The organism is Romboutsia sp., from assembly GCF_035470145.1.
Classification (GTDB): Bacteria; Bacillota; Clostridia; order Peptostreptococcales; family Peptostreptococcaceae; genus Romboutsia_D.
The window spans coordinates 1-7,740 of sequence record NZ_DATIRC010000055.1 but is presented as its reverse complement, the minus strand read 5'-3'; the positions used below and the strand labels follow the sequence as shown (position 1 = coordinate 7,740).

Below are 7,740 nucleotides of genomic sequence, written 5' to 3'. Positions count from 1 at the left end.
TTTTATTATGTGTTGGTATAAATGCTGTTCTTATAAGGTTTGATAGTACATTTTGGGTGTTATCATATAGTATTTCTAATAGCTCAAAGCTATCTTTTACATCATTTTCTTTTAATATATTTCTTATTAAGTCTATATTTTTCAAATTTGTTTGTGGTAGATTTTGAACTTGAACAAGTCTACCTGACCACCTTCCAGTTTTATTAGCTCCATAATATTGAAACAGTCCTTTTATACTGTTGTGCTTAGTTGATGTTCTTTTCATGGCTTCATATTTTTTTATGGAAGTTTTGTTTAAAGATTGTCTTAAGAGTAGTATTTCTTTTAGGTCTTTGTTATTTGTAGATTTTATAAGTTTTTCTACGTTTTCTTTAGATAAGCTATTCATTTCTATGTTGTGTTTTTCTTTTAGATATTTTTTAACTTGTGTGGGGCTTTTTATGTTATCTATTTGAGTTAAGTTTTTTAGTTTTTCTTTTAGAATTTTTTCATTATATATATTTAAATTTATTGCATTATCTATTAATTTTGTATCTATTTTTACTCCTTTATCATTAATCTTTTGATCTAGTATGTAAACTTTTTCTTCAAAATCTGTGGTTTTATATCTTTGTAGTTTTTTTCTTATGTTTCTTTCTACTATACAATCCGTTTTACAGTAATTTTTAAACTTTTCCCATTTTATAATGTCATCACTATGGTTATGGGTGTTAAAGTATTTTATTAAAGCTTTTCCTTCTTTATCTTTTTGGGTATCTAAATTTAGTATTTCACATACACTTTGTAAGCTGTGTGATAGTCCTAGTCTTAGTGCCATGGCTTGAGTACATTTAAAGCTTTTTATATCTAAGTTTGTATTTAGATATTTGCTAAGGCATACTCTTTCAAAGTTTGCGTTAAAAGCGTATTTTGTTATTTTGGGGTTTAATAAAGCTTGCTTAATCCTACTGGGCAATTGTTGACCATTCGATAAGTCAATTACACTTACTTCTTCATCATCAAAGGCATAAGCAAGAAGTAATATTTGAAAGTCTTTATCCTCACTATAGGTATAGACCCCACATTTAGTAAGGTCTACACTACTTTTGGTTTCTATATCAATGCTCATTATCATGATAATATGTCCTCATCTTCAATTATACTAAAGTCATCTTCTGGTCTTGAGTTTGTTATTATCAACTCTCCGTCACATATTTTTTGTACATTGTTTATACCGCACCCGATTCCACATATACCATTTTTATAAAATGGGTAAAAGTTTATACTAACTCTTCCATAACATCCTGCATAAATTTCTGATTGGTTTTTTATTTCATTTAATGATTTATCAACTATTCCTGGTTTGTATTTGCTAGTTGCATTTAAGAAGTAGTGGTTTTTGTAGACTTCGTTATCACCTTTTTCTAAGTCTCCATCTCTTAGTGGTGTTTTTATTTCGTCTGCTACTTCTTGCCATATAGTCAATCCTTTTTGTTTTGCATTAAATATTGCTTCATTTATTTTTTCTATACTTTCTATATCATTTTTTGGTATTAGTATAGATAGTGAGTATCTTAGTTCATCACTTTCTTCTAGCTTTTTTGGTGTGAATAAATTTGTATAGTTCATTCTTATTTTCCCTGTTATAACTTTCATTTTATCCCCCTTGTTTAATATTAATTTTATACTTGTATCTATACTTACTATAAATATAGATACAAGTTAGTTTTTATATATTAGCTACTTAATTCGTAGTTTAGTTCATTATTTATGTTTTCGTAGTCTTTGGCATTTATTTGTGATACTTTTGTTGAATTGTATTTTGATAATATTTCTTTTGCTTTTTCTATTTTCCCTATTTGAGATAGTTCTGATATTTTTTCTCTTATTTCATCTATTGTTACTTTGTTTTCATTTGCTTTTGTAGATATTTCTTTATTTGTACTATCTATTTGTATATGATCTTGTGATTTTATGTTTTGTGGTTTGTTAGTTTTATTTATTATGTATGATAGCTTTTCTATTATTTGATTTGCATTTTGTAGATTTAAGTTTATATCTATTTTTATCTCCATATTGCTCCCCCCTTATAAATTTTTACCCCTTTTTATTTACTTTTATATTTCTTCAAGGAATATGTCGTCTTTTTCGTAGCTTAGTATTTCTTTTATCCTACTAGCTAGTTTTAGTGATGGATTTCCCCTTCCTTGTTCAAGGTTTGTGTAATAGGCTCTTGTTATACCTATTTGTTTTGCTATTTCTTCTTGTGTTAGCTGCTTTTCTCTTCTTAGGTTTTTTAATTTTACTCGCATTTTTTTCCCCTTATTGTGTATTTTAAAATTATTTTAAGTTTTTATGAAAATCATCTTTAACATAATGATATTATTTACAGTTCTATAAGTCAATGTTTTTATACAAAACATATGTGCGTTTTATTTTTTATTTTATGATAAATAATATAATAATTATATTCAACGCTTTAAAATCAATTATTATTTGAATTTATATTTAATTTTAATCATTATTTTATCGAAACATTCGTTCGTGATAATTTTAAAATAGGAGCTTTAAAGCTCCTATTTCATTATTTCATTATTTCATTTTTCTTTCAATTATTTCTCCCAACTTTTCCTTAATATGGGATATAAACCATATTTGACAAACCAACAACTTATATGATACCGTTAAGTTGTTGGTTAATATAAAAATAAAATGAGGTGGTAGTAGTGGGTGATAAAATTTTTAAAATAGGAAAATCTATTATTCAACATGGAAAAGAAAATGATCGTATTTATTTAATGAAACTGCATAAAAGTGATTTACCAAATGTTATTTCTAAATTAGATGAGATGTCAAAAAAACTTTTTTATACTAAAATCTTCGCTAAAGTACCTTCTTACGCAAAAAATCTTTTTTTAAACAATAACTATATAGTAGAGGCACATATTCCTAAATTTTATAAAGGAAAAGAAGATGCATTTTTTATGGCAAAGTATTTTTGTAAAGATAGAGAAGCAAAGAAAAATAAAGAAAAAATTAATAAAGTGTTAAAAACAGCAATACAAAAAGATAGTTGTGAAAAAATTTCTAGTTTAAATAAAGAATTTAATTATAGAAAAGCTAGATTAGAAGATGCAGCTGACATGGCTAGATTATATGATAAAGTTTTTGAAACTTATCCATTTCCAATTAAAGATCCAAACTACATTAAAGAAACTATGAATGAAAATGTTGAATATTTTGGGATATGGCATAAAAGTAATATTATTGCCTTAGCATCTTGTGAAATAGATTTAAAAAATTCAAATGTAGAAATGACAGATTTTGCAACTTTACCAGAATATAGAGGTAATAAATTTGCTTTATTTCTTTTAAATAAAATGGAGCAGTGTATGAGAAGAAATGGTATAAAAACAGCTTATACAATAGCCCGTTCTATTTCTTATTCAATGAATATTACATTTTCAAAATTAGGATATATTTACACAGGTACATTAACAAAAAATACTAATATATCAGGAGATTTAGAAACAATGAATGTTTGGTATAAATCTCTTAACGAAGAAGGAAAAGATATGGAATTTGTAATATAATTTTTTATTAACTTATTTTTAGGGGGAATAATATGAATATAAACAAAAGATTAGAATTATTTAAAAATGTTACAGATGAAGAATGGAATGACTGGCAATGGCAAGTTAAAAATAGAATTGAAAGTGTAGATGAATTAAAGAAATATATTCCATTAACATTAGAGGAGGAAAAGGGAGCTAGGCAATGTCTAGAAACTTTAAGGATGGCCATAACTCCTTATTATTTATCACTAATTAATCCAAATGACAAAAATAATCCAATAAGAAAGCAAGCAATTCCTACTTCTTTAGAATTACAAAAGTCTAAATCAGATCTTTTAGATCCACTCCATGAAGATGAAGATTCACCTGTTCCAGGACTTACTCATAGATATCCAGATAGAGCACTTTTATTAGTTACAGATCAATGTTCAATGTATTGTAGACACTGTACTAGAAGAAGATTTGCAGGACAAAAGGATTCGTCTCTTCCTATGAAGCAAATAGATAATGCAATAAATTATATTAAAAATACTCCACAAATTAGAGATGTGCTTTTATCAGGAGGAGATCCACTATTGTTATCTGATGAAAAATTAGAGTATATAATTAAAAGATTAAGAGAAATACCTCATGTTCAAATTATAAGAATAGGAAGTAGAGTACCTGTAGTTATGCCTCAAAGGATAACTACAGATCTTACAAATATGCTTAAAAAATACCATCCTATTTGGTTAAATACTCATTTCAATCATCCTAATGAGATTACAAAAGAATCAAAAAAAGCATGTGAAATGCTTGCAAATTCAGGTGTTGCTATTGGAAATCAATCAGTACTTTTAAGAGGAGTAAATGATTGTATTCATGTGATGAAGAATTTAGTAAATGAATTAGTAAGTATAAGGGTTAGACCTTATTATATTTATCAGTGTGATCTTTCTATAGGACTTGAACATTTCAGAACAACTGTGTCTAAAGGAATTGAAATAATAGAAGGCTTAAGAGGGCATACATCTGGATTTTGTGTTCCTACATTTGTAGTAGACGCTCCGGGAGGTGGAGGAAAGATTCCTGTAATGCCAAACTATGTAATTTCTCAAAGTCATAATAAAGTTATACTAAGAAATTTTGAAGGAGTAATTACAACTTATAAAGAACCAAATCATTATAATCCTAAGTGTAGCTGTGAAATATGTAAAGGTAAAAAAGAAGAAATGCTTTTGGGTATTTCAGGATTACTTAATAATCAGAAAATAACATTAGAACCAAAAGATTTAGAAAGAAAAACAAGAGTAAAAAAGTCAGTTCTAAATCAGTTTTAAATATGATAAATTATCATATTAAGTGCAACACCTGAGATTAAGCAAAAAACAGTCAATAGAACTTCATTTAGAGGTAACGTCCGGAAAATGCGCTTAACGTACGAAATCCGCATTTTCCGGATGCTACCCCTGTTAAGTTATGACACTTTTGTTTTGTACATAAAAGCATCAATAGAATTTATTAAACTATTTTGCTAAAATTTCAACACCATCTTCAGTTACTAAAACCATATGCTCCCATTGAGCTGATAATAGCCCGTCATCTGTGTATGAAGTCCATTCATTTTCTGCATCTATATAAAGTTCACAAATTCCTTGATTTATTTAATCTTATTGATACCTTGGTTTCTAATTTAATAAAATTATACTTATTTATAAGTGTTTTATGGATTGACTATTTTTTGTAAATATAAATCAACCTCTTTTGGATTTTTTAAAATTACTATTTTGTCTTTAAAGTCTCTTTCTATTTGTTTATAATGATTGCGCCTTTTTTTAGTACGCCCTTCATGAAGAATCCACCAGATAAATTCTAAGTCCATTTTCTCAATACATCCCTTAGCCATATCTTCACGAGTTGTATTTTTGTACTTAAAATATCGCTTGAAAGCTCTATAGATACAAGCTCTACGAGGAAAATTCATAAAAATTATTTTATCAGCTTGTTCTAATCGTTCTATTTGAAAAAATTTCTCATAATTACCATCAATTACCCAAGAGTCATTTTGTATAAAATTCCACACTATTAAACGACCTTCATCCCTATCACGCTCAACCCAATTAGGCAAAAAATTTACTGTATCAAGAAATAAAACTGGTATCTTATAATAGCCTGCAAGATGTCTAGCAAGTGTTGATTTTCCACTTCCGCTATAACCAAGTATTGCAATTTTCATTATAACACCTCTCAATATTAATATATTATATTTTCAAGTACCATTATACAAAACTCTAGTTAAATTGTATCTAGTAAGATAATGAAAGTAAATTAAATACTCTACATTAGAAAAAGCATAACTTACTTAGGGTAGTCTACTTATTATCTATAGTAATCCTATTGTATAAGTTTATTTTATATTTCTATCCACTCATTTAATAAATCATTTAAATTTTTTTCAAGTTTATTTCTCTCTTCATATAGACTTTGTAATTTTTCATAATCTGAACTTATATTTTCAATTTTCGTATCTAGCTCTTGTATTTTTATTTCTAATTCTTCTATTTCTTTTTCTATTTTAGTTTTATTATATTTAATTTTAGATTCTACTTTTACTATATTTTTGTTTGTTTTTTTATTACTTTGCTTCTCTTCATCCATTTTAGTTTTTAAGTTCAACGCTTCTCTTTTTTCTTTGTAATAATCATAATTTCCATTACAATTAGAAATTAAATTATTTTCTATAAATAACACCCTATGACTTACTTGATTTATAAAATATCTATCATGAGATACGAAAAATATGCTTCCTTTAAAGTCTTTTAATACCTTCTCTAAGTTATTTATACTTTCAATATCTAAATGATTTGTTGGCTCATCAAGTATCAATAGGTTTATATCAAAATAAAGTATCTTACTAAGCTTAAGTCTTGACTTTTCTCCGCCCGAAAGAGATTTAACCTTTTTAAATACATCCTCTTTATAAAACATATACTTGGCTAAGTACTCTCTTGCCTTTCCTTCTAATATATTTATATCTTCTCTAAACCAATCTAATATACTTTTTTCTTCATCTTCAAATTCTATATTTTGTGGAAGATATCCTATTTTAGAGCTATTTGCAACTTGTAAACTTCCGCTATCTAATTTTTCACTTTGTAAAATTATCTTTATAAGTGTTGATTTTCCACATCCATTTTCACCTATTAATGCTACATTTTCACCCTTTCTTATTAAAATATCTACATTTTTAAATAATAACTTATCTTTAAAGGACTTCTTACCATCTTTTATTGATATTACATCTTGTGATTGTTTTGTATTATTTGTTATATTTATTTTCATATTGTCTTTTTTCATATTTGGATTTTCTAACTTTTCCATCTTATCTAATCTCTTTTGCATGCTTTGTGCTCTTTTTACGAACTTTTCATTGTCTCCATTACGTGAAAATACCTTTAGTCTTTTTATTGATTCTTCCATAGAGCTTATTTTCTTTTGTTGTTCTTTATAATGATGTTGTTCTAATATTAAAGCCTCTTCTTTTTGCACTACATAACTTGAATAATTTCCTATATAGACTTTTGATGCTAGATTTTCTATCTCAACAACTTTAGTCACAACTCTATCTAAAAAATATCTATCATGAGAAATTATAATTACACTTCCACAATAATCATTTAAATAATTTTCAAGCCACTCTACAGATTTCATATCAAGGTGGTTTGTTGGTTCATCTAGTAAAAGTATATCTGGCTTTTCTACTAAAATTTTTCCAAGCATAACTCTAGTCTTTTCTCCACCACTTAAAGTTTCAAACTCTGATTCTAAAAAAGCCTCACTCATATTTAATCCTGTACACACCTTTGATATAGTTGTTTCTTTTTCATAACCACCTAAGTTTTCATACTTTAGTTGCAGATTGCTGTATTTTTCAAGTATATTATTTATATCATGATCCATACTTTGCATCTTTGATTCCAATTGCCTTAACTTCTCTTCTATATCTATTAAATGTGGAAATCCTAGATTTAATATTTGCCTTACTTTATAATTTTCAAATTCTGGTATTTGTTCTAGGTAACCTATCTTTGAACCTTTTCTTATTAGTATATCTCCCCTATCCTTATTTTCTTTATTAACTATTATCTTGAATATACTGCTCTTTCCACATCCATTTCTTCCTATTATCGCTACTCTTTCTTTACTT

General features: G+C 26.8%; 7 protein-coding genes and 2 pseudogenes. 2 read left to right on the top strand and 7 right to left on the bottom strand.

Annotated elements, in window-relative coordinates; all coding sequences use genetic code 11:
* The 4 genes and pseudogenes from VLM92_RS01950 to VLM92_RS01935 form a co-directional block, all read right to left on the bottom strand.
* A pseudogene (locus VLM92_RS01950) lies at window positions 1-1,114 on the bottom strand (hypothetical protein); the annotation flags it as partial.
* Window positions 1,111-1,635, bottom strand: a complete 525-nt coding sequence (locus VLM92_RS01945; RefSeq protein WP_325274670.1) for a DUF2815 family protein — start codon at window positions 1,633-1,635, stop codon at window positions 1,111-1,113. The pseudogene VLM92_RS01950 and the gene VLM92_RS01945, both read right to left, overlap by 4 nt.
* Before the next feature lie 80 nt (window positions 1,636-1,715).
* Window positions 1,716-2,054, bottom strand: coding sequence for a hypothetical protein (locus tag VLM92_RS01940; protein WP_325274669.1), 339 nt, complete (start codon window positions 2,052-2,054; stop codon window positions 1,716-1,718).
* A 42-nt stretch (window positions 2,055-2,096) separates the two neighbouring features.
* Window positions 2,097-2,291, bottom strand: a complete 195-nt coding sequence (locus VLM92_RS01935) for a helix-turn-helix transcriptional regulator (protein WP_325274668.1) — start codon at window positions 2,289-2,291, stop codon at window positions 2,097-2,099.
* A 414-nt stretch (window positions 2,292-2,705) separates the two neighbouring features.
* On the opposite strand from VLM92_RS01935, the gene ablB reads away from it, so the two are divergent.
* A complete protein-coding gene (gene ablB, locus VLM92_RS01930; protein WP_325274667.1) occupies window positions 2,706-3,572 on the top strand; it encodes a putative beta-lysine N-acetyltransferase in 867 nt (288 codons plus the stop codon).
* 32 nt (window positions 3,573-3,604) lie between these two features.
* Window positions 3,605-4,873 (top strand): lysine 2,3-aminomutase, encoded by a 1,269-nt coding sequence (ablA, locus tag VLM92_RS01925; protein WP_325274666.1) that lies wholly within the window; start codon window positions 3,605-3,607, stop codon window positions 4,871-4,873.
* Window positions 4,874-5,059: 186 nt separating this feature from the next.
* Here the strand turns inward: ablA and VLM92_RS17305 are convergent.
* The 3 genes and pseudogenes from VLM92_RS17305 to abc-f all read right to left on the bottom strand — a co-directional run.
* A pseudogene (locus VLM92_RS17305) lies at window positions 5,060-5,197 on the bottom strand (methionine aminopeptidase); the annotation flags it as partial.
* 59 nt (window positions 5,198-5,256) lie between these two features.
* Window positions 5,257-5,769, bottom strand: a complete 513-nt coding sequence (locus VLM92_RS01915; protein WP_325274665.1) for a DNA topology modulation protein — start codon at window positions 5,767-5,769, stop codon at window positions 5,257-5,259.
* Between the two features lie 176 nt (window positions 5,770-5,945).
* The coding region (abc-f, locus tag VLM92_RS01910; protein WP_325274664.1) for a ribosomal protection-like ABC-F family protein at window positions 5,946-7,740 on the bottom strand (1,795 nt) is incomplete at its 5' end.